Here is a 26,999-nt window from a genome sequence, read left to right on the forward strand (position 1 = left end):
CAGATTTTTGATGATGGATACCATCTGTCTGCAACCCGAAGTTCAATGCCATTTTCTTTGCTTTTCGCCTTCAGTTTTATTCTGAATTCGTAAAACTTCTGCGAAGCAACTGCTCTTGAAAGATGTTTGTTCTTCATCATCCCCGATACATTTAAGTCTTCAATCGTTATATAAGATGGTTTGGTTTTTACGATCTCTGCGATTGTCTTATTGATGTAATCCGTACGGATATTGTCTATTTTATGATGAAGTTTTTGTACCTTAAGTTTTTGTTTTTGTATATTCGCTCTTTGAGTGGACTCTCCTTTCTTTAGATTTTCATACTTTCGGGAGAGACATCTCTGTTCCCGAACGAGTCGTTTTTCTAATTTCTTTAATCTTGCTGATTTGTTGATATTCTTATAGGTCTTACCATTTGAAACAATGGCAAAATCCTTTAGCCCCAGGTCGATGCCGATTCCTTCGTTAGAAGGATCAGCAGTTTTGTTGTCAGGAATTTCTATAAGAGCCGAAACATAATATCTGCCCGCTTTCATGGAAACATGCCCGCTTTTTATGGTATATCCTTCTTTCGTCGTAGGAATGTATCCTTTTTCTTTGATGCGAACCCATCCAAGCGACGGGATGTTAACTCTGTGTCTCTCGCAGCGACAATCTTTCGGATTATTCTTTACGAAATACATCTTCACATCAGATCTGCCTTTCTTTTTGAACTTCGGAAAAGCACTTTCATGATCGAAGAATTTTTTAAATGCAGTTTGTCCATGATTTACCGCCTGGGTCACTGCTTTTGAGTATGCTTCCTTAATCCATAAATATTCTGGATATTGTGGAAGATATTCATGATTCAGCCAGACTCTGAATTTACTGCTGCTCATGAATTTTTCGCCATTTTGATAAAGTTCCTTGTTATGGGCCAGATAGAAATTGTAAATAAATCTACAAGTTCCTATTGTTTTATGAATCCTGACTTTCTGCTCTTCTGTCGGATGGATTTCCGTCTTGAAGCTCTTTAGCAATTTCCTCGTCCCTCTCTATTTGTTTTTTATACTTACGAAGTCCATACAATCTGCAGGAGAACACATGAAGTATGGAAACAATGTCCTGTACAAGTTCTTCCTGTGGTGATAATTCTTCATTGTTTACCACCACGATCGTTGTATTGAATTTCATACAGAATTTTTCAAACCAATCATAACCGAATCGGATAAATCTGTCTTTGTGGGTTATGATGATCGTTTTTACTTTCTGTTCCATTACTTCATCTAATAATTTATTCCACTTTTTGCGGTTGTAATTAAGACCACTTCCATACTCTTCGATACATTGGTCTACAATGATTCCTCTGGCATTACAAAACTGTCGCAAAAATGCGACCTGGTTTTGCAAATCGTCTTTTTGATTTTTTGTAGATACTCTGGCATAAATAACTGCCTGACGTTTATCATTTTCGATATTTATGCCTTTGAATTGAAGATATTGGTCATACGTATAATAACGCCTGTCGGTCGGAGTTCGATTTGCTTTTAAAATTCCTTCTCTGTCCCAACGCTGTAACGTTTTAACAGATATCCCTAACAGTTCAGCAAAATCTTTCGGCTTGTAGTTTGTGATATTTGATGTGTTCATAATATGATTCTCCTTTTACATATTTAAACACGTTATATCACATTTGACAATATATTTAGTTACTTATATTTTCCTCCTTTCCGCAAACCCGAGTTTCTGTTTACCGTCCTTCTTTCCGGTCTCACCCGGAAAGAAGACACCTGCTCTGCTCATATCCGGCTTTCTTACGCCGCCTTTTTCGCGCATTTCGAGCACTGCGGCAGTCCATCCGTCTGTTCCAGTGCTACAAGTTTTACTTTACGTTTCAGCCCTTTGCAGGAAAGACTGTTATGATACCGGTTTCCGTATTTCGTATAGTAAACTTCCGCACCCGCAGCGCCATTTCCCACGCACTGTTCGCATTCCTTATATTTTTCTCCATCCTGATTCCGTTTCCACGCAAGCGCACCCGGTGAGGAAACCTGGATCGAAAGATTGATATGACTGCACGACGAATCGGTATGATACACACTGCCGTTCTCAGTCACCCACACCATCTGTTTTGCTTCGCCCTCTTCTTCATCCGCCTCCTCTTCTGTCTTTCCGCAGAACAGATGCACTTTCGCACACGCTGCAATTCCCCGGTTCCGCACCGGAACGAGGCGGTTTCCCATTTTCGGCCAGTAAATCGCTTTCAGTTCCAGCCATCCATTTTTCACACGGCTTCCTGCCAGTGTCACCATTCCATTTTCGCGGATTTCTTTTGGAATCTTTGCTTCTGCATAAGCAATGCACGCGGCCGTTTCTGGTATTTCATACGTTTCTTTTCCCGTCTCATCCACCGCGTAGGCACAAACGGAAAGATACCGCGCGGACTCCTGCAGAGATACCGTCAGCATTCCATGCAGCCGGTAAAGATCCACGATTTTTAATAACACAAGAACCGCGATCAGAAAAACAGGAAGTGCCAGTGAAGCTTCCACCGTCAGGCTTGCCCTGTTCCATTTTCGTTTTACAAAAGGCTGCTCTCCTGATCCGGATTTATAAAAATTCCCGGAAGAGTGGATAAGTTTTTTGATAAGGTTCCAGAAATAAATGTGCCGTTCAGAAGAACACCCTTTTGTATCCCTGCCGGAGTCATCCCATTTTTCAGGCTGCTCCCTGCATCTCATATCCATAATTTCTCGTAATCTCATACTCTCGTTTCCCAATTACCGCCGTAAAACCGGCTTCCAGTTCATCGACACAGCAATCCAGTCGGAAAACCGGCTGCTGCTGTTCTGTCCGCATATTGTATTCCACCAGATCCATCGCTCCAAACGTTACCGCTTTTCCCGATTTCTGCATCAAAAGCAGCCGCAGATAATCGGAATACTCCATGCCGCCCGGTGCATTTTTTCTGCTCTGATCCCCTGTTTCCAGCAGTTTCGGAAGCTGTTCCAGAGAAAGCTGCCACGATTCTGCCGTTTTGAACAGTGCTACTTTTCCACCATCCAGCAGTTCCCGCAGATCCAGAATGCTTTCTGCAAATGCCCAGCACACGGCAAGTGCCATTTTCACAACCGGCATCGCCGCCGGAACTCCAAATGACGCGGCAATTACCCCCGCCATTGCTTCCATCTCGCCCTGCTTCTGCGCATCTTTCGCCAGATACACCAGATTTGCCGCCTCCCGCAGCGCCATCAGACGGTTCACGGTTCCCGCCAGATTATCCTGGTCACTGTTTTTTCCGCAGAGCACATATTCCACCTGGCACTGCAGCCCTTCCTTCTTCTCCTTGCTAGTAAAGCACGGAAATTTCCACAGAATATATTCGGACGAAAGCATCTTATCCACAAAGCTCAGTTCTTTTCCACACTCTGCCATGCCAAACCCGCTCTGCAGCTCCCGTTTTGATGCAAGAAACGATACATCCGTTTCCCCCTGCGACAGTGCCTGCCCTTCCGGGAGGACCAGTCCTAAAATTCCCATTTTCATTACTTTTTGAATGACCTCAATCGGATTCACAAAATCTTCCGGTACCGGCTGCTTCTGATCCGGTTCCGAAGGCGTGCCGTTTCCAGATTCTCCTTCACCTTCTGTTTTTTCTGTTCCCTCTTCTGGCTGTTTGGATTCTTCATACTGTTTTAAAACCTCCTCTTCCTCGTAACCGCTCTGTCCGTCCTCCTGACGTTTCACGGTTTCCTGTTCTCCTCTTAATTTCTGGGAAAGCTGCTGTATTCCATAAGTTCCAAGGCTGGCTTTCATTGCCTCACAGATCTGACGGGAGAAAGCACTTCCCTCCTCGTCTGTCGCAAGACGATAGCCGCTAAGATAAACTTCTGTAACCTGTCCGCCAGATAAACTTCCTGATAGAATTCCCATCCCCGATGCAGTGGGGGACAGAACTTCTCCCGCAGTTTCTGCGACTTTTCTGCTCATGGTTTCAGGTTTCCAGACACCGCTCTTATCCCCGCCGTTATAAAAAAACAGCTCGTACTGTCCCAGCAGTGTTCTGTCATACCCGGCAAACAGAGAATACAGTCCCTGTTCCATTGCGCAGGCCGTCATCACCCGTGCATGGGCATTTCGCACCGACGCAATTGTCCCGGAAATCAGTGAAAGCATCAGTATCAGAACGAGACACAAATATGCTGTTATGCTTCCGGCTGCCCATCTTTTCTGTCTTTCCGTTTCCCTCATGGAATACAGCTCCTTCCACTTTACTTTTACTTTTTCGAACTTTAGATGCCGTGGATCGGATAAAGGATATACCGAGACACAGATATGCAAATGACATATAGGTCCGTACCGGCTTCTAAATTTTTCTTTGGAGTTCCGTATTGGACATTTTCCCGTTTATACGGTGTTGCTCTGGTTTGTGACCTTCTCCATCAGACTGTTGACCAGACTCACAAGCTGCTTTTTAAAGATTAGTACGAGTCCGATCAGCACAACGAGAATCAGAATCACTTCCACAACACCCACCGCATCTTCCTCTTTCCAGAACTCCGATATCAGCTTCATAATTCCCACCTCCCTCTCTTTACCAGCTGTTGTGGGGATAAAAACATCCCCTATGCATAAAAGGACAAAAATGCCGGAACCGTGAGTATGACCAATACAACCGCAAGCATCATGCCCATCGGAAGAAGAAGCTTTGTCGATGCCTTTTCTCCTGTTGTTTTCGCCTGCCTTCTTCTCTCCTCAAAGGCCTCCTGCGATTCCTGTTTCAATAATTCCAGCAGTCCTTTACTGCCTTTTTTCAGATTCTGCGTCAGCAGAACAGCAAGGGAACGATACGCTCCGGTTCCCATACGCATTCCCATGCGCTGGTACGCTTCCTGCTCGGAAACACCGTTTTCCATCTCCTGGCAGGTAAATACAATCTCTTCATAGGCAAAACGTTTCTGCCCGCCAAGCGCCAGATTTTTCCGGTAATCCACTGCAATCCGCTCGAGTACTTTCCGCATCCCAAGCCCGGCACCCAGAAGAAGAACCATTTTGCTGACAATTTCGGGATAATCCCGCAGCATCTGTTCTTCTCTTTTCTGCCTTTCTTTTTCTTGTTCCCTTCCTTTTGCCGCCCAGCAGACTGCTCCTGCCGCCGCGGCAAGTGCCATAAGTTCCAGACCTGTCAGATCCGGCACTTTTGACCATGTTACAGTTTCTCCGTTCAGTGTCTCCGGCAGATAATAGGCTGTTTCTTCGGGATGCGCTTCGTTTTCTTTTTCCACTGCTTTTTTCAGTGCCCTAAGAACCGCATCCCGCCCTTTTATCTCCGGTGGATAGACCTGAACCTTCCGTATATATTCTGTTGTTTCCCCCTGAAGTTCCAGTTCCGCTTTCAGCGTAACCTCCACTCCTTCTTCGGGAATCTCGTCTGACAGCAAACCCCGGCTGTCAATCAACAACGGCCTGTCTGTTTCCCAGCTAAGCGCCACCGGGCTTCCCGGTATTTCCGTAACCAGATCCATGTTTCTGTTTACCGTATGAAAAGACAGATTCTCACCTAAGATGATTTCATCCAGCGCCTCTATCGCCGCACTGAACGCCTCTTCTATCTCTTCTGCGCTGTAAGCTCTTGCAGGTACAGACAGTGTAATTCTTTCCGGTTTCTGATTTCCAACAGAAACCTCAAGTTTTTCCTCTGTCGGTTGGCTGCCTAAGGCACCCCGTTCCAGTTGAAGTTCCGCTTTTTCATCTCCTGAAACTTTTCGCACTCCGATCGGAAGGCAGAGTGCAGTGCCCGCTATAAACCCTGTCGCTGCAAGGCAGAAAATCCGTCTCACCAATTTGTGATCTTCCGCCTTTTTTCTCATCCGGAAATACCAGATGAACAGCCCCGCCCATGCGGTCAGACAAATCCACAACATTTGATTCCTCCCCTTTTTTGCGGACGAATCGTTATGATTCGCAGTCTTACTTTTTAAATTTCAATTGCTTCTTAAAATTCAATGTCCAGAATCTTCTTTCCAAGCACCCATGCTGCCAGATACACGGCAAGGCATCCGCTCATGAAGAAAACCCCGATTACATTCCCATACATCACACTTAAGAATTCCGGAAAGGAAAGCTGTACATATCCCAGAATTCCAAACGGCACAACACTCATAATATTCTGCTCGAACCGCCGGGAAGAAACGCCCGCACGGATTTCCCGCATCGTGTCAATTCTCGTACAGAAAATATCCCACGTATTCTGAAAGATCTCGCAGACATTTCCTCCTGTCCGCTTCGCAATCACCAGTACACTTGCAAACGTCGCAATATCGTCAATGCGGCTTCGCACCGCAAGATCCTGAAACAGTTGTTCCACCGGCACGGAAATCATCATTTTATGACGCATCCGGCGCAGTTCCTGTACCAGAATGTTTTCTTTTCCCAGCGACTGTTCCAGCTGTCCTGCCGCCTCCAGCACTGCATTTTCCATGGAATAGCCGGAACGCAGTGCCGTGTGCATCCACGCAATCAGATCCCGGAAGCTGTCGTACAGCTCCTCTTTCCGTCTCTGAATCCGGTTTTTCCGATACGTGTGAAAACATACGATTCCAACCGGAACCACAGCAATGCATGCCCACCACGCCCGGTAACAGAGCAGGTTCACAGCGGCGGCAATCCCAAGACTGATTCCCGCTATTTCGAGATATTCCCGACCGGTAAATTCCCAGGTCTGATAATCGATCCCCTTCGTCTCCTTCTCCTCTGCCATGCCCGTCTTTGCCTGGCTTCCCTCACGTATTCTCATCCTGTTTTCCCCTCCAGTTTTTCTCTGTGTACCAGTTCGCCTGTCTTTTGCAGGCCTCTCCCATATTCTCTTCGAAACAAAGAAACCGTTTTGATTTCGTCCTCCTCCATCCCTGTGATCTCTGCGATCTCCTCCACCCGACGGCTTCCATCCTCCCCGCGTCCTAAATGCACGAGAATTTCGATTCCCGATGCAATCTGGCGGCGGATTGCTTCCAACGGGAGCTGCACTCCCATCAGTACCATCGTTTCCAGACGGGAGATCATATCTTTCACGCTGTTTGCATGTGCCGTGCTCAAAGATCCCGCATGCCCGGTATTGAGTGCGGATAATAATTCAAACGTTTCCGCTCCGCGCACTTCGCCGATAATTACGCGGTTCGGCCGCATACGCAAAGCTGCGCGGATCAGATCGCGGATCGTAATTTCTGTTCCTGATTCCAGATTTGCCTCTTTTGCTTCCAGCCGCACCAGATTCTCCACACCCTGGATCTGCAGCTCTGCATTGTCTTCGATGGTTATGATGCGCTCGCCCTTTGGAATGTAGGCGGAAAGCACATTCAGAAATGTCGTTTTGCCAGATCCGGTCGCCCCGCCGATCATCATGCTGTAGCGGGTCCGGACGAGGGCCTGCAGAAACTCTGCCGCCTCTTTTGTAATACTCCCGATGGAGACCAGAAATTCCATCGTCACCGCCTGCTCCGGAAAGCGGCGGATGGTCAGAATCGGTCCGTTTAATGCGACCGGTTTCATGACAACGTTGACGCGGTCTCCATTTTCCAGCCGTGCATCCACAATCGGATTCTGTTCATTCACCACGCGGTTGCACCGGCCTACAATCTGCTGAATCACATCCTCCAGCTTTTCCGCGGAGGTAAAGCTTTTGCCGTATCTCTCGATTCTGCCGTTCCGTTCCACGAAGATATGTTGATAACCGTTTACCATAATTTCGGTAATTCCCGCATCTTCCAGCAGCTCCTGCAGGACATCGAGCCTCCGCACACTGTAGAACAGCTGTCTGCGCAGCTCCGCCTTCTGTGCCACTGGAAGATACCGTGTTTCTTCTTCCCCTAAAATCAGACCGTCAATCTCTTCGAGAACCTCTCCGTCATCCGGTTCGGATGCGATATCGATCCGCTCCATCAGTTTTCTCCGCAGAATTTCCGGCATTGTCATGTTTCTTCTCCTCTTCTGCCGTCCCGCAGAATCTGACGCACATAGTCGCCCAGCTCGCTCCAGACAAGCTCCTCAAAGTAGGCTTTTCCCGTCCGGTTTGCCGTGTGGAACGGAACGTGGATTTTCCGCATCTTGTCCAGCACCGACTGGCAGTCCCACCGGCGCAGCAAATTTTCAAACTGCTCCATTTTTGCCGCAGAAATCACATCATTCCTTATCGGAACGTAAATTTCATTGCAAAAATCCAGGATCTGATACAAATCCGCCACGCCATCCCCGAGGTCGAGAATCAGCACTTCATAACTGCTGTTCTTCTCAATCTCCTGAAACAGCCATTTCCATTCTTCATATTTTGCAGTCTGAATGTCCATCGGCGATGCGGCGGGCGGCAGATAATCCAGGTTCTGCATCGACTGGACCATTCCGCCCAGTTTGTAGATGATGCCCTGATTTTCCTGTCTCGCATAATACAGAATATCGCTCATCCCCCTGTCGTAGCTGCATTCCAGCAGCCGTTCAAATCCGGAATAGCTTTCCATATTGAGATACAGCACTGCCCGCTCCTTCGCCAGAATCTGCCCCATCGTCAGGGCAAACGAGGTCTTCTGCGTCCGTCCGACCGGCGAATAAATGCCGATAATACGCATTTCCTTTTTCGGCAGCAGTGCAGGCGATGTATCGACACCATTTTCTACGCCGTAGCACGCCATAACCTCGCGGATCACCTTTTCCGATGACTGGTATTTGTAGACCGCCGGATACTGATCCAGCACCGGACTGTGTACGCCCTCAGACAGAATGATAATCTGACGGATCGGATACCGGCGGATCTCTTCTTTCATCGCTTTATCCGAAATCAGAAGAATCTCTGTTTCGTTATTCTTTGCGAACTCCAGGAACATCTCCGCACTGGAAAACGCATGCACTTCGAACGGAATATTTCTCTTCTGGTTCAGATATTCCATAAAATTGCGTGCATATTCCATTTCCGTGTCACAGACTGCAAAAACACTCTTTTTCTTTGCAGTATTCAATAAAATCCCCCAATCCAGAGCAGCACTCCCATCAGCACGGGAACGGAAAAATGGATGCACTCCATGCCCCACTTCCCATCGTAATAGGGAACCGGCTCTGTTTTTTTCTGGTATTTTCTTTTGGTAAAATAAGTTTGGAAATAATTGAAAAATTTGGTAAGACGCTGCGGTAAATTTCCGCAGACGAGAATAATTCCGATAGATAAGACCGCTCCAGACAGGAACGACACAATCATACATTTCAGGATCGCTGGCACACCGAGAAAGCCTCCAACAGCGGATAGGAGTTTGATATCTCCCGCGCCCAGCATATGAAAATAGAACAGAATGTAAAGTGCGAGTATCGGGAAAAGCATCCCAAAAAGAAAAATACCCACTCCCGCGGCGCCATAGCGGATGAGCTGTGTAACCAGCCCGGCGATCCATGCGGTGATAATCCATTCATTTGCAATTCTGCGTGTTCTTAAATCCATCCATACCGCCCCTGTCGCAACTGTCAGTACCAGACAGTGCTGCAAAGACATTTTGTCTCTCACCTCCCGTTTCGTTTGGGTCAACTTGATTGTGAGGTCATTATAGTTGCCTCTTTTCGATTTGTCCAGCGGTTTTCGGCAATTTTTTCCGGTTTGTGAATTGCCTCCAAAAACGGGATGAAAATTTCTCACACCAAAAAGAAAAATCGTGTGAAAGGTTTTCCGTTTTTCGCGGATTCGTAGAATCGTATCGCAATTTCGCCGCTGCTTTTTGGCTATTATTTTATGATCCTTTTTTGAAAGAAATTTTCCAGCCGCATCACAGCAAAAAGAAACAGACCAGAACTTTTTTCTTCGTTCTGGTCTGCTTCCATACAGTTTTTTCTGTTTTTACTGAATAAAATCCGCATACTCCGCTCTGCTGACCTTCTTCAGATCCTCCGGCGCCATGCACAGCGTGGTTCCGATTCTTCCCCCGCTCACGTAAACTTTATCAAATTGTGCCGCACATTCCTGAATCACGGTCGGATACTGTTTTTTCATTCCGATCGGGCTGCATCCGCCGCGGACGTATCCGCTGACTGCAGTGATATCTTTGACATGGATCATCTCGATGGATTTCTCCCCCACCGCTTTCGCCGCTTTTTTCAGATCCACTTCCTCTGCGATCGGAAGCACCAGCACATAATACTGCTTGCTTTTTCCCTGTGCCACAAGCGTTTTAAACGACTGCTCGACCGGCGCGCCGGTTTTCTCTGCTGTGTGAAGCCCGTCGATAAATTCATCGCATTCATATTGAAGAACTTCGTATTTGATTTTCTGGCGGTCCAGAATCCGCATTGCATTTGTTTTGATTTCTTTTTCTTTTGCCATTATTTTCTCTCCGGTGCTCCCTGCAGTGCATACAGTTCTTTTTTGAGCTGTTTGATTTCTTTTTTCATCTCAATATTTTTCTGTTTCAGCCGTACGACAGCATCCCCAGCTTCTTCCGGTTTTACAGAAAGTAAACGTGCAATGCCGAGGGTATTGATGTGTTTTAAGCAGTAATCCGCATACGCTTTTTCACCGGAAAGCATGGTCACGCGGACGCCGCCTTTGTATTTCTGGGCACTTAAGATTTTGATCAGACGGATTTCCCCTGTTTTTGCAACGTGGGTTCCGCAGCACGCACATCTGTCGCAGCCTTCGATCGTCACAATCCGCACCTGGCCCTCGATCTCTTTTTTGCTCCGGTAATCCATGGTTTCCAGCTCTTCCTTTGACGGATAACTGATCGTAACCGGAACATTTCGAAGCACGGCTTCGTTTGCCTCCTGCTCCACATCGTAGAGCTGCTCCTCGGTCAGAACGCCGTCAAAATCAACGGTAATGACATCACTTCCCATATGGAATCCAACGTTGTTGAAACCGTAAATCCGATGCACGATACCTGACACGATATGCTCTCCGCAGTGATTCTGCATATTGGAAAAACGTTTTTCAAAGTCAAGTTTTCCAACTACCGTTTTGCCCGGCTCGAGCGGTGCTTCCACGGTATGCCAGATTTCGCCGTCGATTTCCTGTACATCCGTTACAAAAATTCCATCCAGTGTTCCCTCATCTGCCGGCTGGCCGCCGCCCTCCGGGAAAAATGCGGTCTGATCCAGCAGCACGCGGTACATGCCGCCCTCGCAGACGCTCCGTTCTACGGTTGCCTCAAATTCACCCAGGTACGCATCCTGATCAAATAATCTTGTTGTGCTCATAATTTTTCCTCTTTTCCGTCTATTCGTTTACAATGTCAATCTGGCACATTTTCATAGCTTCCAATGCATTTTTATGACTCTGCGGCGTTACGCCCGCGCACGCGGATGCATCGACCGAAATCGGCACTTCCGGATAAAATGCTTTCAGCAGCATGGCATTGGAAATCACGCAGATGTCGGTGCAGAGTCCCACGAGTTCAATGGATTCCGGCACGCCGCCTGCCAGTTTTTCGATCTCCTCCGGCAGATTTTTTGCACCGAAGGTGATTTTATTCGTCACCACGGCCTGTTTTTTCTCCGCCATTTTCTGAATTGTATCCTGCAGTGCATGACCCTTCGTTCCTTCGATACAATGCTCTACCGGAAGTTTTCTGCCCTCGGAAGTGTTCAGATAGTCTGCAAAATGTGTATCTCTGGTGCAGATGACGGCTCCGTCAAACGAATCCATCACCTCTGCAACACGGTTCACAATTTCAACCGCTTCTTTTGTGCCAAGACTTCCGTCAATAAAATCATTCTGCATATCTACTACAATCAATACCTTCATGCTATATTATCCTTTCGCCTGCTGTCATCCTGTTGATCTCATGCCGGATTTTTTTCTCATTCCGGCAGCCTTTAAAATTCCGTTTTTTATAAATGCCGCATCCAGTCAATCGCAAGAGAAATCCAGCTCTGGCACTCTTCGCGCACGGCATTTTGATACTCATAGCTCTGTGTCTCTTCGTTTGCAAGCCCAAGGCCATGGCCGCCGACCGGATAAATATGCATTTCTACCGGAATCTCCAGTGCATGCAGTGCTGTAAAGAACAGAATGGAGTTTTCTACCGGCACACAGTCGTCCGGCGCGGTATGCCACAGAAACGTTTTCGGTGTATCGAGAGTGACCTGATTTTCCAGAGACATTTCATCTACAAGGTTATCATACTGATCGCCCAGCAGATTTTTAAAGGAATCGCGGTGTGCCTTCGGACCGGATGTGATTACCGGATAGGATAACAACAGTCCGTTCGGGCGAAGCTGCTTCGCGTCTACTTCAAGCTCTTCTGCAAGAAATGTTTTCTTTTTCCAGAATACACCGTACGATGCCGCCAGATGGCCACCTGCGGAAAATCCGGCTACTACTACTTTGTTCGGATCAATGTGATATTCTGCCGCATGCTCCCGCAGATACGCAACAGTCCAGGCAAGCTGGCGAAGTGCGGTCGGGTAATGAGCTGCCGGTGCAACGCTGTAGCGCAGAATAACGGCATGATAACCTGCTCCTAAAAACCTCATCGCAATCGGCTCTGCTTCGCGGTCGGAGACCATTCCATATCCGCCGCCCGGGCAGATCACGATGACCGGACGCACACGGTTCGGATCAATTTCCTGTGAATTGTCCAGAAAATACGTGTATAATTTTCCGATTTCTTCTGTATCCTTTACTTTGACATCTAATACCTGATAATTCATAAGTTCTTCCTTTCCCCCATTTTTCCTGGCACGGCCACAGCCGTCCGTTTTTACTCTGTTGTCATTATACCGTATCAGCGCAAAATATCAAGCGTATCGCACCAGACACTTTTTTCTTTTCAAACCCAACTGCTCATAGTATAATAAATTGTAACTGTTCAGAGCCAAATAAAATTTCAAAAAACAGGTATAAAATGCTTGCATTTTTAAAACTGTTTTTGAAATTTTATTTGACGGATACGCCACACCGACGAAATGCGTAGCATTTTGGAGGCTGACTCTGAACAGTTGCAATAAATTTATATTTGCATGTTTTTGAGCGGCAAAAATAACACATAAAGGAGTATATTGCAATTATGGATTCCAATCTTATTGTCCTTACCGATCAGGACGGAAATTCTGTCCGTTTTGAGCTTCTGGATATCGTAGAATACAAGGAGGATGAGTACGCCGTTCTCTATCCGGCCGACGGCGGCGATGACGAACCGGTACACATTCTGCGCATCATTTCCGAGAATCTCGATGTCAACGAAGCCGAGTTCGAAGGCCTCGATGACGATGAACTGATCGACACCATTTATCAGATCTTCCGCGAGCGCAACGATCTGGACGACTGATTCTGCCACGCAAAAAGAGCAGCATTTTTACCTTTCACACGCCGGTAAAATGCTGCTCTTTCTTTATTCTAATTTTTCCTCTTTCTGAGGGGCATTACAATTTATACTGCATAAAATTCCCATTGTGCACAAATCCAAAATCTGTATACAACTTAACGCCCATATCCGATGCCGTAATCTGTATTGTTCCGCATCCATATTCTTTTGCATCTTCTATCACACGGGACAGCAATTCTTTTGCAATACCTCTTCTTCGATACGCCGGATCTGTAAACATACTGGACAGTAATCCAATTCTGCCGCTCGGGCATCCAAAGTATGGAGGTTTTTCTACAAATGACATTCCACTTGTTGCGATGATGCTCTCTCCGTCAACAGCAATCCAAGATACAAAAGTACCATCCGCCATATGACGTTCATAGTAATCTTTTAACGCAGGTGCTAAATCAATTTCTTCTTTTGCCCCCTCTTCGCGAAGCTGATGGATTCTCATCTGAATGAAAAAATCCAGTTCCTTTTGGGTAAGTCTTTTATATTCGATTGCCATTTTTATTTCCTTCTGCTTATTTTCTCACATCCAGCACCTGCACATACGGGTCGTCCTTTGTGCATGGTTTCCAGTCGTCTTTTCCCTCTGCGTTCGGGTTTCCGGTTTTCATGAAATTGGTCCAGTCGTCCATCATTTCTTTGCTGAGGGCATAGTCGCCTTCGGTTTTCGGGCGCCAGCTTCGGCCCAGGGTTCCGAACATGTACCAGAGTTCGGAGGAATGGAACGCTCCGGCGTCGTCACCTAACAGGGCACGGGTGAAGTAGTAAACGTAAGCCGGTTTTCTTCCGAGTTTTTCCAGCGCAATGCTCCAGTTGATGCATCCCTTATAGATGCCGCCGTGCTCGCCTTTTTCTTTCATCTCCGGGAACACGCCGATGTCGTCTGCGGTTGATCCGAGCATATATGGGATGTCCTTGATTTTTCCTTCGGTTACGGCATCGTTATAGCCGCAGGTCAGCAGATGATTGTCGATGTTCGGTACGAAGCTCAGCATTCTCGATGGATTTACGCGGCCAAACTCCTCCTGCAGCTCCACAATTTTCTCAGCCGGAATCGCACGCAGTTCTTCCAGCGATTTTGCTCCGCTAAGCTCTATAAATTCCTGGCCGATGGTTTCTGCCTCGGAAAGCGGCATATCGCGGTTCAGTCCGGTGTCGTAGCCGCCGGCGCTCTGGAAAATGGCTTTGCTGATCCAGTTTTCAGTCAGCGGAGAACTGACGAGTGTCTGTACGCTCATGCATCCCGCGGACTGGCCGAATACGGTGATATTTTCCGGGTCGCCGCCGAATGCTGCGATATTTTCTTTTACCCATTTCAGTGCTGCGATCTGGTCGAGAATCGCGTAGTTTCCGCTTCTTCCGACACCGCTCTCCTCGGACAGCCACGGATGTGCCAGAAATCCGAAAGCACCGAGACGGTAATTGATCGTAACGAGAATCACGCCGCGTTCGCAGTAAGCAGATCCATCAAATTCGGATTCGTGGCTGAAGCCGTGCATAAACGCGCCGCCGTGAATCCAGAAAGCAACCGGCAGTTTTTCATCCACTGTATTTGCCGGTGTCCAGATATTTAAGTACAGACAGTCCTCACTCTGCTTCATGCCGAATTCCGGGTCGAGATAAAACTCTTTTCCATAGAAGGAGTCCGGCTCATGCTCGGTCTGCGGGCAGACGCATCCGTAATGATCCGCCTTATAAACGCCCTCCCAGCACGCCGGCTCTTCCGGCGGGCAGAATCGTTTTTCGCCTACCGGCGGCTTTGCGTACGGAACGCCGCGGAATACCGTGTAGCCGTCTTTTTGCACACCATGAATCTGTCCATATTTTGTTTTTGTCTCTGTAATTGCCATAAGTAAAAATCCCCTTTCCATTTCTTATAACTGTGATAAAAACCCTCATACAGATTTAGTATAGCAAATCTTTTTCTTCGCTTCTATATGCACAATTCCAAATAATGGCACCCAGTTTTGTAACTATTGATTATTGGTTATGCAGACATTTAAAAATCCTCTTGATTTATTAGCACACAGAAATAATAATATTTTGTATATAAGATTGACTTATTATCACTGACAAAAACCTTTCATGACTGATCTGGTTTACTTTGACCGGTTTTGGTGCTACACTTTTCTTTGCTTCAAAACGACATATTTCATAGTGAGGAGGAGTATTTAGTATGAAAGCCATTTTAACAGATCTTCTGGCAATCATCGGCGTTGTGCTGAATGGTCTGCCGCAGGGTCTTCTTGCTCTGACGTTTGGATTTGCATCGGTTCCGACGGCGCTGGCATTCTTTATTGGTGCGGTGGGCAATACGATTACGCAGAGTGTCGCACCAATTTCCTTCCAGGCGGAGACGATCACTTACGCCGGAACGGCTGGAAAAGACCGTTCGGAACGCTGTACGATGATTTTTATCGGCGGTGTGATTATGGCTCTGATCGGAGTGTTTGGACTGCTGACAAAAATCGTAAACTTTGTAGGTGAGGATGTTGCCTATGGAATGATGGCCGGTGTCGGTATCATTCTGGTAAAGGCCGCGATCGATATGATCAAGAGTGATGCCATTTCCGGCGGTGTTTCCCTGGCCGCAGCACTGATCACCTATTACTTTACCAAAGCCAGTGCCAATACCCTGGTTTATACCATCGTCATTTCCGTTGTAGCATCCTGCATTGCCAATGCATTTTTCAACAAAGAGAAATCCAGCATTGTCGTAGAGGATGATAAATTTGTCCGCCAGAAATTTACAATCAATGCCAACGTAATTCTCGGCGCACTCGGTATGGTCTGCCTGAACATTGGTTCCAACATTTCCTTCGGCGGAATTACCGCAGGAATGGCAACCGGTGGAAATTACAACGTCGATAACCTGACCGTGATTTCTTCCCTGGCCGATATGTTTTCTTCCTTTTTCGGAGGAGCCCCGGTTGAGGCAATCATTTCCGCAACTGCCAATGCACCGCACGCTGTATGGGCTGGTGTCATCATGATGGTTGTGATCGGTGTAATTCTGCTTCTGAAACTGCTTCCGAAAATCGGAAAATTTGTTCCGTCTTCTTCGATCGCAGGTTTCCTGTTTGTACTCGGTATCTTCAAAACCGTTGTACTGGATGCGCCGTCTGCCTTCGCTGTCAATGCAGCCGTCGGCGGAACCACAATGGTTGTCACTGCAGTAACAAACCCGTTCCTCGGAATGCTGGCCGGTGTTGCTGCAAAACTGCTTGGATTATAAATTCAGTAACATAAGAGGAAAATCGTATGAAAGAATACAGCATGGAGCTCTGCGGAGTGAAAAGAACACTTCCATTTATCCCGATCAGTGAGGAGATGGCGTTTGCAAGCTTTGTTGTCCTTGGTGACACCGAGCTGGTAAGTGCATGTGCGCCGGAGCTGGTCGCAAAAATCGGAGAAGTCGATGCCATTGTCACCGCAGAAGCGAAAGGTATTGCCCTAGCGTATGAAGTAAGCAAAGAGCTGGGCCATAAAGAATTTATCGTTGCACGAAAAAGCACAAAATCCTACATGAAAGATGTGGTTTCCGCATCCGTTCATTCGATTACAACAGCGGGTGAGCAGCATCTTTATCTGGATGGAAAAGACGCAGATAAAATCCGCGGCAAACGTGTCTGCCTGCTGGATGATGTCATTTCCACCGGCGAGTCCCTGCACGCACTGGAATGCCTGATGGCGAATGCCAGTGCAGAGGTTGTAAAAAAAGCAGCGATCCTTGCTGAGGGCGATGCTGCTGATCGAAAAGATATTGTATTTCTGCAGAAGCTTCCGTTATTCAAAAAGACGGGCGACGGAGAGTACGAAGTCATCGAATAATTGCCAATCCTTCTAATGCATATAGAGAATAGAAAAACGGTGCAGTTCTGAATTTCTGCCATGAATTCAGAACTGCACCGTTTCTTTTTAAAAGAGACGCAGAAGCATCATATACGAAATGGTTCCAAGAAGGATGGAGACGAGGGTCTGGTGTTTCCATTTGTAGGTGATAAAAACGACCGCTGCTGCGAGCAGTTTCGGTACTGCGGCAGAGATACCGCCGGTGGGAATATCTTTCATACAGTAAATGATCAGTACCGCCATGATGGCAGACGGCAGTGCCTGGCCGAGTCGTTCGAGTGATGCGGGCATTTTACGGCTGCCGGAAAATGCAAGAAACGGGAGTGCACGGAGTCCGAAGGTGATCAGAGCGGAGACAGCGACAGCGTGTGCTTCTCTGCTTTTTCCCATTGGTCAATGAAGATAATGAGAAACAGGGCTGTCATACAGAAATCAAGGCCCGTCAGGTCAAATGGAACGATCTGGCCTAAAATGCCGCCAAGAACCGAACCAACTATCCAATAGCAGCGGCTGAACAGAGCGACGAGGAACATGGTGTCCTCTTTTTCTTTTTTCGGAAGATCTAAGGTACAGTTTACGGCGTATGTCTCATCGGTCATCGTGTGAATCATGTACAGCTTGCGGCGCCCCATCTGTTTGAATTCCTTCAGGAAGGTAATGCTGTAAAAACTCTGGCGGCTGTTCATCAGAAGTGCAGTGAGCGCAATGGTGATGAGGGAAGCGCCGCTAGAAAGAAACGTAATCAGAACGAACTGGAACGCGCCCGTATAGACCGTCAGACTTACCAACAGTGAATCATACCAGGGAAAGCCGGCGGATGCCATCATCATGCCGTAGGCCATGCTGACGAAAACGTAGCTGCAGAAAATCGGGATGGATTTTACGAAAGCAGTTTTTAAGGTAGTGGAAGAAAATCGTTTCATAGATAAAATATCCTCACGTAAAAATAAATTTTAAAAATTAAATTTATCATACTATCTATATCATAGTGAGTCAATAGGAATACCATTTTACGCCAAAAGAAACGGATGACCTTCATCACCCGTTTCTCTCATTCTGCTCCAATCAATACATTCTTCCCCGCAAATGCAAACCCATAATGCCGGATCCTTTCCTGCGGCACGCCAAGGGCCACCAGTTCTGCGTCGTATTTTTTATCCACGATCTGTTTTAAAGCCTCCTGCACCGCATCTTCCAGTGTCTCCTTTTTTACCCGGCTGCAGACTTTAAATTCAATAATAATCGCCGGATCTTTTTCTCTATTCTTCGGAATCATCATCACATCATACCGTCCAAATCCACTTTCCCGATTCGACCGGATCTGATAACACTCCGCACGCTCTGCCATCAGTCCCAGGACGAAGCCATGATAGAATCGTTCCGGCTCCAGACTTTCACTGTTCTCTCCGCCAACGTCAAAATGGCTGAAGGTTGCAAGTGACACTTTATTCATATAATAATTCATCGCTTCCAGATCGCCCTGCATCAGTGCTTTCACAAAGCTGCTGTACCCAGCTTCCGATGCTTCAAACCATCCGCGGAACATATCATCAAACATGCTCACCGTTTCCAGATTGGTGATACGGAGCTGATACCACGGCTTCAAAGTAATTCCGCGATACTCCACCTCTTCCGCTTTCAGATAACCGCTCGCGAGAAGCAGACTCCAGATTGCATTTTCATTGTAATCCAGCTGTTCAAACACCATCTGCTCATCAAAGTTCACCGTGACTGCCTGTCCGTTCAGTAGATCTTCCATATACTCTTTGATTTCCGGCGAGGCGGTGCGGATCAGCTTTCCTGCCAGACCGTTCGAACTCGTATCTGCCCAGTACGGGCGCAGTTTCTTTTCTTTTAAATAATTGGTAATCGACCATGGATTGTAGATATCGCGGTGTCCGCCAAAGATAAATCCATCATACCACTGCTTCACAACGTCCTTTTTGTCTCCCATTCCGAACTCGTCCAGAGATGCAAAAACTTCCTTTTCGGTAAATCCAAAACAGTCCGCATACAGATCCGATGTCGTCGTCACCACACGCAGATTATTTAAGTCAGAAAAAATACTTTCTTTCGAAACCCTCGTGATTCCGGTCATCATCGCACGTTCCAGATAAGGATTCGTTTTAAACGTCGCATTAAACAGACTCCGCACAAACGTTGTAAATTCCGCCCAGTAGCCATGGACATACGCTTCCTGCATCGGCGTGTCGTACTCATCCAACAGAATAATCACTCTTCTGCCGTAATACCGCGCCAGATACATACTCATATTATTGAGTGCCGCTGCGGCCTCCGCATCGCCCATATGCAGATTGACCTCGTTGTATGCTTTCTTCTCATTTCCGCTCAGCAGATCCCCATCCAGAAGATACCGGTTTTCTTCATATACTCTCGCAATCTGCTGTTTGATCTGGATTTTCGCTTCCGAAAGCTGATCTGCTTTCACGGCTGCAAAACTCAAAAAGATCACCGGATATGTTCCCTGAAGTTCCCGATATTTTCCTTCTTCCCAAACGCCAAGTCCTTCAAACAGATCGCCCCGGACGGCATATTTATTAGAGAAAAAGCAGTCCAGCATGCTCATATTCAGTGTCTTGCCAAAGCGGCGGGGGCGGGTGATCAAGGTGATTTCATCCCCGTTTTCCCACCAGTCCTTGATGAAGTGAGATTTATCCACAAAGAAATAATGGTTTTCCCTTAAGGATGCAAAATTCTGTTTTCCTATACTGATTACTTTTTCCATCCATCACACCTGCTTTCGGAATTTGTCCTTTTCTCGATTATACACTATCCTTTCCTGAATTCCAATCTTAAAACATCCTATTCGCCGCAAACGTAAAAAACAATAACGCCAGAAACAGCACTTCCAGCACCGCTCCCAGAATGGTAATGATCTTTCCCGTCTTCTCTTTCCAGATTTTTTTCATCCCCAGATACAATAGAATTCCGATCACCGCGCCAAGCGTATTATCGATCACATCCGTAATATCACTCGCGCCGATCGCAAAAATATACTGCGTCACCTCAAAAAACAGGCTCAGTCCCGATGCAAGGAGAATGCGGTTCTGGATTTCGCTGTCCGGATAGAAGGCTGAGATGCAGAGGCCGAACGGCAGAAAGACCAGCATATTTTCGATAATTTCACTAATCTGCACTTTCCCGTTCACCACAACCGACGCCGCATACGGAATCAGATTAATCCCCCGCAGGTGCGGAATTTCTTCCGGGCGCAGAGCGAATTTGAATAAAATGCACCAGACAAGTAGCGCCAGGTAAATGCCGAATACCACAAGTAATGCTTTTGATTTTTTCTCGTTTTTCCAGGTCATGTTCTTTCCTCTCTCATCTTCACTTGATAAGAGGATTCTACCAAAACATTCTTAGGATTCCGCTTCTTCTTTTCCAAAGAAATCCCTATAGATTTCCTAAGATTTTCTGATGCTCAGATTCTTTTACATTTCTTCATCATGCCAATTTATTATATCTTTCATATCAATTATATCTTTTACATATCGCAAAAAACTGTGTATAATACCCCGTGGGCAGAGAAAAGAAGCGGGATGAAAATCCCATATTCCCCTGGGACAGCAGTATTCTCCCCACTGCTGTCTCTCCTTTCAGTGAAGGCTGTCGCAGACAGTTTTCTGTGGTGTAGGTAAAAGAGGAGGCCGTGCACTGAGCACAGCCTCCTCTTTTCGTGTTTTTCATCTTTATTTTTTCATCTTTATTTCTTAATCTCATATCCGCAATACTGCATCACCAGCTCACAGAACATTGCGTTTGCCCAGGAGAACCACTCTCTGGTGTAAACGGTCGGATCATCTACGAAAACACCCTCGTGCATCAGTCCTGTACCGCCGTCGGTTGCCATCAGTTCGTGGATCATCTGATGTTTCTCCTCTTTTGTCGGTGCGGTCAGTCCCTCGATGGCTTTGGAGATGTGCCATACGTAGCGGACCGGTGTGTGCGGGCTTCCGATACCGGAAAGCTTCGTTCCTGCATAATAGAACGGGTTTGCCTCGCTTAAGATCAGCTTTCTTGTGTTGTCAGCCACTTCCTGGCTTTCCGGCTCGTAGCCGAGATAGCTCATAGCCAGAAGACTCGGTACATTGGCATCGTCCATCAGATTATACTGGCCAAAGCCGTCTACCTCGTAAGCATAAACATCGCCAAGTCCCCAGATATGGGTGGTACCGTAAGTCTCAATGGCCTGTTTTACGGTCTTTGCCATCTCTTCTGCTTTCTTCGCAATCTCCTCTTTTCCGCCGACGAAATCTGCGATCTCCTTCAGATAATTCAGAACGACAACCGCAAACATGTTGGACGGAATCAGATAACCGTAACGGCAGGAATCATCGCTTGGACGGAAGCCGGACCAGATCAGGCCGATGCCGGATTTTACCTGCGCACCTTTTCCATCGCGGGAAAGCGTATCGGTGTAGGAGCAGTTTTTACGGATGAAGCTGTACGGGGATTTCTCCTCGTGGTTCATTTCAGTCTCAAATACAGTCAGGATTTTGTCAACACCTTCCCAGAAAACCTCGTCAAACTGATCCGTTCTTCCGGTGTTCTTCCAGAACAGATAGGAGAACTGCAGCGGATAGCAGAGAGAATCGATCTCATACTTTCTCTCCCAGATCCACGGTCCCATATCGGTCTCGTCCTTCTCCCAGCAGTTGCCGTTCGGTCCTTCGTTGAATGCGTTTGCGTATGGATCAATGTTGATGCACATAAACTGGCGGCGGATCAGGCCTGCGATCAGGTCAGCCAGCTCCGGGTCGTTCTGCGCCGGAACAAGGTACGGGCGCAGCTGTGCTACCGAGTCACGCAGCCACATGGCCGGGATATCTCCGGTGATGACGTAGGTGCTGCCGTCCTCCATTTTCTTTACGGTTGTGTCGAGGGTATTGGAGTAGCATCGTTCAAACATATCAACGATTTCCGGCTCGTCTTTCAGTTTTTCTCTCAGGCTTAAAATCAGCTCCTGAATGGACTTTGGTAAGGTCTCTTTCATTCTTTTTTCATCCTTTCGCTCAATTTTTCTCATTTCCCGTTATTCTACAACAGGGCATCTCCGCAATCGAAAATGCCCTGTTGTAGTTCTTATAAAATTAATGTATCAGACTTATTTCTGTGCGTCAATCTGTTTCTGAGCTTCTTCGCGGATGGTCTCCCAGCCTGCGGTCTCAAGCTCTGCATCGATTGTTTTTACAAGCTCTCTCGGATCCTGTGCGCCGGTGAATAACTCAGAATAGTATTTCTCATATACGGCACGGCAGTTTGCAAGCTCTGTTTCGATGTTGGAGGTATCCAGGTTGAATCCAAGCATCTCAGACGGAGTTGCTTTCTCGTTCAGCTCTTCTACTTCATCCCACTGGTTGAAGTCAACATCGTCTGTCTGAGTTACGTTGAAGAAAGTACCCTGGGTATATCCGGCCATACCCCAGTCAGTGGTCAGGCGGTGTACCTTATTGTCATCGGTGTACTCGAAGTCTTTTCCTTCTGCTCCATAGTAGAACCAGTCACGTACTTTGGAATCCGTATTTACCAGGTTCAGAAGCTGAAGTGCTTTGTCCGGGTGCTTGCATCCGGAGTAAATACCATTGATGGAACCACGTACAGTTGTGTTGGAAACGACTGTGTTGCCATACTGTACTGCTGAACAATTGGCGATACCATTGTTCGGACCCCATGTTGTTTTTGCAGCGCCGCTCCATCCCTGTGCAACAAAGAACATTGCGTATTTGCTGGAATCATCTGCTGTCGGAGCGTCTCCGTTGATGATGCCCTCCTGATACATTTTACGAACGATATCCAGGTTGGAAAGGATTTCTTCGTCATCCAGCGGATTGACAACGGTCTTGCTGTCATCGCCGTATTTAACGCCGATTGCCGGAAGTCCGGAGCTTAAATCATCGTAGTTCAGGTTCAGCAGGAAGTTTGCACCATTTTTGGACATGAAGTACGGAGATCCGCCTTCGCCCTCTTTTACTGTCTTCAGAGCATCGTACAGAGTATTGAAATCTGTTACAGAATTTACATCAATGTTATATTTGTCTGCAATATCCTGATCCCATACAAAGTACTCGGAAAGGGAGCTGTCTTTGTAGGTCGGTACGCCGTAGATTTTTCCATTTACTTCTACTGCTTTCCAGTAATCTTCCGGAATCATGTCATACAGCTCGGAAGCGTTGTCTTTGAGCAGATCTGTAATGTCCATCAGTGCGCCGGTGTTCACCTCAGAAGAGTAACGGTTCTGGTCGGTGAACAGGATATCGAAATACTCGCCGGAGTTTGTGATAACGCTTCTTCTGTTATCCCAGTCACCCCACGGAACGATTTCCATGTCTACATTAACGCCGATTTTCTCCTCCAGATATGGGTTGATCTGTGCAAGCCACTCATCATAATCCTTCGGCATTCCGTTACCAACCTGAATCCATTTCAGTGTAACAACTTCATCTTTTGCATCACTCTTTGAAGAGCTGCTGCTTCCGTTGCTGCTTCCGCAGCCTGCCAGCATGCCACCGGCCATAACAGCAGAAAGTGCAAGAGCTAAAAACTGTTTCTTTTTCATTGTAGCATCCTCCTGATATAAAATATAGAATGTTGAAATTATCCTTAACCGAAGCCTTTTGCTTCAGTATGAGATCCATAAAGGTAAATGGTCGATCAGCCTTTTACCGCACCGACCGTCAGACCGGAAATGAAGTATTTCTGGAAGAACGGATAGCAGCATGCGATCGGGATGATGATGATGATTGCCATCGCCATACGGGCGCCCTCTTTTGGCATCGAGTTCATGTACTGTGCCGTGGTAACGCCAAGAGACGGGTTGTTTGCCATCACCTCAATATTTCTCTGTACGTGATCCAGCAGAGCCTGCAGGGAATACAGCTTGGTATCGCTGATGTACAGGGAAGACTGGAACCAGTCGTTCCAGTAACCGAAGGTGAGGAACAGGGCGATCGTTGCCATCAGCGGTTTCGACAGCGGCAGGGCGATCTTTCCGAAAATCTGGAACTGGGTTGCTCCGTCGATCTGTGCCGACTCAATGATGGATTCCGGAATGTTGGTCTTGAAGAACGTTTTACAGATAACAACGTTGAACGAAGAAACACAAAGCGGAAGGATCAGCGCCCAGATACTGTTTTTCAGGTTGAGGAACTGTGTGTTAACTACATAAGAAGAAATCATACCACCATTGAAGATCATTGGAATAAAAACGACCATGGTGAAGAATCCGTTCAGTTTGTAGGTGCTTCTGGAAAGAACGTAACCCATCAGCATCGTAAGGGCAACTCCGATTACCGTACCGATAACCGTTACCGCAACGGAAACGCCAAGTGCAGTCACAATCATCTGTCCTTCCCGAAGAAGGAATTTGTAGGAATCCAGCGAGTATGCACTCGGGATAAACTGGTAGCCATTCATCTTGATCGAATGCTCGGAAGAAATCGAGATCATGAAGATGAATACCACCGGGATAATGCAGGCCAGGGCAAGGATCACAAAAATAACATTGAAAATTGCATTTGTAGATCCCTGGATCTGATTTAAATGTGAAGAGGAAGCCAGATCAAGATCTTTTTTCTTTTTTGCCATTTTTGTACCTCCTTAAATAATCGCGCTGTCTTCATCAATCTTCTTCACAATGGCATTGGCAAGAAGGATGGTGATGCAGCATGCAACAGACTGGAAGAATGTTGCCGCAGAAGTCATTCCGATCGGAGTGGAAGACTGCAGTGCGTTGTATACATATGTGTCGATAGTTGCTGTCGTTTTGAAGATCGAACCGCTTGCTCCCTGAGAAAGCTGGAAGAACAGTCCGAAGTCGGAGTAGAAGACCTTTCCGACATTCAGGATGAACATCATGATGATGACACTCTTTAAGCAAGGCAGGGTAATGTGCCATACCTGCTGTCTCTTATTGGCGCCGTCCATAACGGCTGCCTCGTACAGTGTGGTATCAATACCGGAAATGCTGGACAGGTAGATAACCATGTTGTATCCGGTAGATTTCCACAGATACATGAAGATCAGGATAAATGGCCATACACCGGCACTCATGTACCACTGAATCGGTTCCTTGCCTGCATTTCTCATTATACTGTTGATCAGACCGTTGTCCTGGTTCAGGAATGCATCCAGGAAGTAGGAAGCTACAACCCATGACATGAAATATGGGAAGAACATCATCGTCTGATATACCTTCGACGCTCTTTTGTTGTGCAGCAGGCTGATCATGATAGCCAGTCCTACGGAAAATACCATACCAAGAACGATAAATGCAAGGTTATACAGGATTGTGTTTCTCAGGATGACGAACAGGTCGTTGGATCTGATCAGGAACGAAAAGTTTTTGAAGCCGGCCCAGTCACTGTGGAGCAGGTTATAAATGAAACTCTTTCCGCCGGTGATTTTGTAATTCTTGAACGCAATGATCAGACCGAACATAGGCAGGAAGCAGAACAGAATATACCAGATGGTGGTCGGCAGCGCCATGACGGTCAGCTCCGTGTCATTCTTGGTCCAGCGTCCTTTTTTCTTTTTGCTTGGTTTACTCAAGATTTTTTCCTCCTTCTCCCGATTGCTCGGGCTTATCACTTGATCCGTTTATCTTACAAACGGAATCCCGGTAAATAATCTTTCCGGGAATGCGGTATACCTCGCCGCTCTTTTTCTGCGGTTCATTCATATGTTTGATCATACGTTTTGCCGCAAGACGTGCAATCGCGTCGGTGTCAACCGCAACCGTGGTGAGCGACGGACTGCACAGTTGTGCATAAATGGAATCATCAAAACCGGTCACGGAAACATCCTCCGGTACGCAGATTCCACGCTCTTTTAATGCCTGCACTAATTTGAATGCGGTGGCATCGCAGTTACAGACAAATGCGGTGGGCAGCTTCTCCGGTAGCAAAAGCGGAATGGCAATGCCTTCCTCGCTTCGGTCCGGGATTCTCCACTCATTTTTCGGGGAAATTCCCTCCTCCAGCATTCTCCGCAGATATCCGAGATATCGGTCGGAAATACTGGTTGTACTTCCTACGGTTCCGACAAATCCGATGTCTGTGTGGCCCTGCTGGATCAGGTAATTGGTCAGCTCATAGGAGCTGTAAATATTCTCGGTGATGACGGAATCGGATTTGTGGGTTCGATCGTAGATGTCCACATACACTTTCGGGAGATCAATCTGTGCAATCTGCTCCCGGACACCCTTATCGAGAATACCAAGAAAGATCAGGCCGTCGAACAGCCCTCTGGTCTGTATCGTGTTCATGTCCGACGGGAGTGTTGCTGTTGTCGGAGAAATCATGATACTCGAACAGGATGCTCTCTGCAGCTCGTAGATGATCCGCTCGTACATTGCCATATAAAATTTTCCTTCGTCTCCGGAGCTGAACCGCGGACTCATGATGATACCGACTTTTTTGCTCTTCCGTTTTCCGTAGTCCGGAAGGACATAACCGGATTCTCTCGCAAGCGCAAAAATCTTTTCTTTCAGTTCTTCTCCCACGCCGTCTTTTCCGTTCAGCGCCTTGGAAACTGTTACTTTACTGATGCCCAGCTTATCTGCCAGGTCCTGCATGGATACTGATTTTCTCTCTGCCATGTTACCAACAGCCCCTCTATTTGTTTCTTAACTTGTGTTTAGATGTTAACATCTTTTAGAAAGATTGTCAATAGCCTTTTCGTTATTTTGTATATTAAAATTCTTATTTTCCAGTCCTAATTTGTATAGATCGAGGAGTATTCTTCTGTTTCTTTTGATTTTTTAGACAGAAAATCTGTGTTCTTGTGTTAAGTCACATAACATCT

The 26,999-nt window shown here is 46.8% G+C and carries 28 protein-coding genes; 3 read left to right on the forward strand and 25 right to left on the reverse strand.

Features of this window, described 5'->3' with window-relative positions:
* The 14 genes from PGS38_RS15620 to PGS38_RS15685 form a co-directional block, all read right to left on the reverse strand.
* On the reverse strand, nucleotides 1–1,019 hold a 1,019-nt coding region (locus PGS38_RS15620), incomplete at its 3' end, for an RNA-guided endonuclease InsQ/TnpB family protein (protein ID WP_270476411.1).
* Nucleotides 958–1,614, reverse strand: a complete 657-nt coding sequence (locus PGS38_RS15625; RefSeq protein ID WP_172680768.1) for an IS607 family transposase — start codon at nucleotides 1,612–1,614, stop codon at nucleotides 958–960. The genes PGS38_RS15620 and PGS38_RS15625, both read right to left, overlap by 62 nt.
* A gap of 179 nt (nucleotides 1,615–1,793) precedes the next feature.
* On the reverse strand, nucleotides 1,794–2,744 hold the full coding sequence (locus tag PGS38_RS15630) for a TadE/TadG family type IV pilus assembly protein (protein WP_147342475.1): 951 nt from the start codon (nucleotides 2,742–2,744) through the stop codon (nucleotides 1,794–1,796).
* Entirely contained in the window at nucleotides 2,698–4,230 is a 1,533-nt protein-coding gene (locus tag PGS38_RS15635; protein WP_118640917.1) for a DUF5702 domain-containing protein, read from the reverse strand. The genes PGS38_RS15630 and PGS38_RS15635 overlap by 47 nt, the downstream gene beginning before the upstream one ends.
* Nucleotides 4,231–4,386: 156 nt before the next feature.
* Nucleotides 4,387–4,554 carry a Flp1 family type IVb pilin gene (locus PGS38_RS15640; RefSeq protein WP_022461946.1) on the reverse strand — a complete coding sequence of 56 codons (168 nt, stop codon included), beginning with the start codon at nucleotides 4,552–4,554 and terminating at the stop codon, nucleotides 4,387–4,389.
* Between the two features lie 50 nt (nucleotides 4,555–4,604).
* Nucleotides 4,605–5,903, reverse strand: a complete 1,299-nt coding sequence (locus PGS38_RS15645) for a type II secretion system F family protein (RefSeq protein WP_055219115.1) — start codon at nucleotides 5,901–5,903, stop codon at nucleotides 4,605–4,607.
* A 71-nt stretch (nucleotides 5,904–5,974) separates the two neighbouring features.
* Nucleotides 5,975–6,775 (reverse strand): type II secretion system F family protein, encoded by an 801-nt coding sequence (locus PGS38_RS15650; RefSeq protein WP_022461948.1) that lies wholly within the window; start codon nucleotides 6,773–6,775, stop codon nucleotides 5,975–5,977.
* On the reverse strand, nucleotides 6,772–7,950 hold the full coding sequence (locus tag PGS38_RS15655; protein WP_055226604.1) for a CpaF family protein: 1,179 nt from the start codon (nucleotides 7,948–7,950) through the stop codon (nucleotides 6,772–6,774). Before PGS38_RS15655 ends, PGS38_RS15650 begins: the two co-directional genes overlap by 4 nt.
* Nucleotides 7,947–8,984, reverse strand: coding sequence for a P-loop NTPase family protein (locus PGS38_RS15660; RefSeq protein ID WP_226906364.1), 1,038 nt, complete (start codon nucleotides 8,982–8,984; stop codon nucleotides 7,947–7,949). The genes PGS38_RS15655 and PGS38_RS15660 overlap by 4 nt, the downstream gene beginning before the upstream one ends.
* Nucleotides 8,981–9,508 carry an A24 family peptidase gene (locus PGS38_RS15665; RefSeq protein WP_118640916.1) on the reverse strand — a complete coding sequence of 176 codons (528 nt, stop codon included), beginning with the start codon at nucleotides 9,506–9,508 and terminating at the stop codon, nucleotides 8,981–8,983. Before PGS38_RS15665 ends, PGS38_RS15660 begins: the two co-directional genes overlap by 4 nt.
* Before the next feature lie 339 nt (nucleotides 9,509–9,847).
* Entirely contained in the window at nucleotides 9,848–10,330 is a 483-nt protein-coding gene (ybaK, locus tag PGS38_RS15670) for a Cys-tRNA(Pro) deacylase (protein WP_055219087.1), read from the reverse strand.
* On the reverse strand, nucleotides 10,330–11,202 hold the full coding sequence (locus tag PGS38_RS15675; RefSeq protein WP_118640915.1) for an alanyl-tRNA editing protein: 873 nt from the start codon (nucleotides 11,200–11,202) through the stop codon (nucleotides 10,330–10,332). Before PGS38_RS15675 ends, ybaK begins: the two co-directional genes overlap by 1 nt.
* A 19-nt stretch (nucleotides 11,203–11,221) precedes the next feature.
* Nucleotides 11,222–11,749 carry a cysteine hydrolase family protein gene (locus PGS38_RS15680; RefSeq protein WP_118640913.1) on the reverse strand — a complete coding sequence of 176 codons (528 nt, stop codon included), beginning with the start codon at nucleotides 11,747–11,749 and terminating at the stop codon, nucleotides 11,222–11,224.
* 86 nt (nucleotides 11,750–11,835) lie between these two features.
* Entirely contained in the window at nucleotides 11,836–12,657 is an 822-nt protein-coding gene (locus tag PGS38_RS15685) for an alpha/beta hydrolase (protein ID WP_118640911.1), read from the reverse strand.
* 356 nt (nucleotides 12,658–13,013) lie between these two features.
* Between PGS38_RS15685 and PGS38_RS15690 the strand changes: the two genes are divergently transcribed.
* A complete protein-coding gene (locus PGS38_RS15690; RefSeq protein WP_022461956.1) occupies nucleotides 13,014–13,274 on the forward strand; it encodes a DUF1292 domain-containing protein in 261 nt (86 codons plus the stop codon).
* 94 nt (nucleotides 13,275–13,368) lie between these two features.
* On the opposite strand, the gene PGS38_RS15695 is transcribed toward PGS38_RS15690, so the two are convergent.
* Nucleotides 13,369–13,821 (reverse strand): GNAT family N-acetyltransferase, encoded by a 453-nt coding sequence (locus PGS38_RS15695; RefSeq protein WP_117761906.1) that lies wholly within the window; start codon nucleotides 13,819–13,821, stop codon nucleotides 13,369–13,371.
* A gap of 16 nt (nucleotides 13,822–13,837) precedes the next feature.
* Nucleotides 13,838–15,172: a carboxylesterase/lipase family protein gene (locus PGS38_RS15700; protein ID WP_270476412.1), complete on the reverse strand. Its 1,335-nt coding sequence runs from the start codon at nucleotides 15,170–15,172 to the stop codon at nucleotides 13,838–13,840.
* 326 nt (nucleotides 15,173–15,498) lie between these two features.
* On the opposite strand from PGS38_RS15700, the gene PGS38_RS15705 reads away from it, so the two are divergent.
* Nucleotides 15,499–16,557 (forward strand): NCS2 family permease, encoded by a 1,059-nt coding sequence (locus PGS38_RS15705; RefSeq protein ID WP_270476413.1) that lies wholly within the window; start codon nucleotides 15,499–15,501, stop codon nucleotides 16,555–16,557.
* 26 nt (nucleotides 16,558–16,583) lie between these two features.
* Nucleotides 16,584–17,153, forward strand: a complete 570-nt coding sequence (locus PGS38_RS15710; protein ID WP_117813466.1) for a phosphoribosyltransferase family protein — start codon at nucleotides 16,584–16,586, stop codon at nucleotides 17,151–17,153.
* Nucleotides 17,154–17,240: 87 nt separating this feature from the next.
* On the opposite strand, the gene PGS38_RS15715 is transcribed toward PGS38_RS15710, so the two are convergent.
* The 9 genes from PGS38_RS15715 to PGS38_RS15755 form a co-directional block, all read right to left on the reverse strand.
* Entirely contained in the window at nucleotides 17,241–17,564 is a 324-nt protein-coding gene (locus tag PGS38_RS15715) for a branched-chain amino acid transporter permease (RefSeq protein WP_117509970.1), read from the reverse strand.
* The gene (locus PGS38_RS15720; protein ID WP_117509971.1) at nucleotides 17,519–18,097 is read right to left on the reverse strand and encodes an AzlC family ABC transporter permease; all 579 of its coding nucleotides are present in this window, start codon (nucleotides 18,095–18,097) and stop codon (nucleotides 17,519–17,521) included. Before PGS38_RS15720 ends, PGS38_RS15715 begins: the two co-directional genes overlap by 46 nt.
* A 128-nt stretch (nucleotides 18,098–18,225) precedes the next feature.
* Entirely contained in the window at nucleotides 18,226–19,920 is a 1,695-nt protein-coding gene (locus PGS38_RS15725) for an AAA family ATPase (RefSeq protein ID WP_117509972.1), read from the reverse strand.
* 67 nt (nucleotides 19,921–19,987) lie between these two features.
* A complete protein-coding gene (locus PGS38_RS15730; RefSeq protein WP_055226594.1) occupies nucleotides 19,988–20,506 on the reverse strand; it encodes a VanZ family protein in 519 nt (172 codons plus the stop codon).
* Between the two features lie 395 nt (nucleotides 20,507–20,901).
* Nucleotides 20,902–22,191 (reverse strand): glycoside hydrolase family 125 protein, encoded by a 1,290-nt coding sequence (locus PGS38_RS15735; protein ID WP_055219311.1) that lies wholly within the window; start codon nucleotides 22,189–22,191, stop codon nucleotides 20,902–20,904.
* Between the two features lie 111 nt (nucleotides 22,192–22,302).
* Nucleotides 22,303–23,754, reverse strand: coding sequence for an ABC transporter substrate-binding protein (locus tag PGS38_RS15740; protein WP_117509974.1), 1,452 nt, complete (start codon nucleotides 23,752–23,754; stop codon nucleotides 22,303–22,305).
* Nucleotides 23,755–23,849: 95 nt separating this feature from the next.
* Nucleotides 23,850–24,782: a carbohydrate ABC transporter permease gene (locus PGS38_RS15745; protein WP_117509975.1), complete on the reverse strand. Its 933-nt coding sequence runs from the start codon at nucleotides 24,780–24,782 to the stop codon at nucleotides 23,850–23,852.
* Between the two features lie 12 nt (nucleotides 24,783–24,794).
* Nucleotides 24,795–25,682, reverse strand: coding sequence for an ABC transporter permease (locus tag PGS38_RS15750; protein ID WP_055265684.1), 888 nt, complete (start codon nucleotides 25,680–25,682; stop codon nucleotides 24,795–24,797).
* Nucleotides 25,683–25,737: 55 nt separating this feature from the next.
* The gene (locus tag PGS38_RS15755; RefSeq protein WP_117761903.1) at nucleotides 25,738–26,793 is read right to left on the reverse strand and encodes a LacI family DNA-binding transcriptional regulator; all 1,056 of its coding nucleotides are present in this window, start codon (nucleotides 26,791–26,793) and stop codon (nucleotides 25,738–25,740) included.
* Nucleotides 26,794–26,999: the final 206 nt, after the last annotated feature.

It is taken from the genome of Fusicatenibacter saccharivorans (assembly GCF_027667425.1).
Lineage (GTDB): Bacteria > Bacillota > Clostridia > Lachnospirales > Lachnospiraceae > Fusicatenibacter > Fusicatenibacter saccharivorans.